Genomic DNA, 1,121 nt, shown 5'->3' with positions numbered 1-1,121 from the left:
CGCTGTAGCAGGAATTCGCCTTTGAGAATGCCGTTGACCCGCTCGGCCAGTGCGTTCTGGTAGCAGTCGTAGCCGTCCGTCATCGAACAACGCAAGCCATGACGCCGATGGATGTCCTGGTAATACGTCGAGCAGTACTGGACCCCGCGATCGGAGTGGTGAATCAGCGGTTCGCGGGTCTGCCGGGTGCGCAGCGCCATCCTGAGCGCCCGGCTGACCTGTTCGGTCTGCAGGCTGTCGTGCACGTGGTAACCCACGATCTTGCGCGAGAAGGCATCGGTCACGAGGCTCAGGTACACGAACGGCCCGGTGGTCGGCAGATACGTGATGTCGGCGACCCACACCTGCTCGGGCGCTGTCGGCACGACCTGGCCCGGCCCGGCTTTGAGCAGATTCGGATGACGCCGGAAGCGATGATGGCTTTGTGTGGTTTTGTGATACGCCCGGTGCGGCACGACCAGCAGGCGCGCGGCACGCAGCACATCGAACAGCCGGTCCCGCCCCAGCTTGATGCCGCGCTCGATCAGCGTCGGTCCGAGCAGATGATGCAGTTTGCGCGTCCCCAGCCGGGGCTGGCGAAGCCGGACGTCCCGCACCAGGGTGGTCACAGTCTGAGCCTGCGAACGGCGACGCTCTTCGCTCTGGCTACGCTTGTAATACGCTTGACGACTGATGCCCATGTAACGGCAGGCCCGTTCGACGCTCAGCTTTTCGACTTGCCGTTGCGCGATGACCTGCCCGAAGGCTTTTTTACGACGATCCCGTAGTCCTTGTGCATCACATCGAGCACCGCCTCGAACAGCGCCGCTTTCTCCTGCGCCTCGCGTAGCTGTGTCTCCAACTCCTTGATGCGCTGCTCGGGCGTGAGCGGCTTCGAATCCTGCTTCGGCATGATGGAACCTGATCGCGCACGGCCGGATGGAGCCGTCCAATCCTGCAAACCGTGCTTGCGTAACCATACCAGCACGGTCGAGCGGCCCTGGATGCCGTAGCGGCGCTGCGCCTCTTTGTAGCTCAGTTCGCCTTTTTCGACCTGCTCGACGACCGACAGCTTAAAAGCCAGGCTGTAGTCCCGTTGCGTCCGCTTGATCCCTTGCTCCACCTGACACCTCCTCGATTCG

The 1,121-nt window shown here is 62.7% G+C and carries 1 protein-coding gene; it reads right to left on the bottom strand.

The genetic code is table 11. From position 1 onward, the window contains the following. Positions 1 to 1,102, bottom strand: a protein-coding gene (locus B0G62_RS31010; protein WP_103707980.1) for an IS3 family transposase whose coding sequence is annotated in 2 segments (ribosomal slippage) — positions 1 to 734 and positions 737 to 1,102 — 1,100 coding nt annotated over the 2 segments. Because the reading frame shifts where the segments join, the coding sequence is not laid out codon by codon here. This gene is flagged as partial in the annotation. Positions 1,103 to 1,121 lie beyond the last annotated feature (19 nt).

It is taken from the genome of Paraburkholderia eburnea (genome assembly GCF_002917095.1).
GTDB classification, from domain to species: Bacteria; Pseudomonadota; Gammaproteobacteria; order Burkholderiales; family Burkholderiaceae; genus Paraburkholderia; species Paraburkholderia eburnea.
This window is presented reverse-complemented; position numbering and strand designations above follow the sequence as displayed.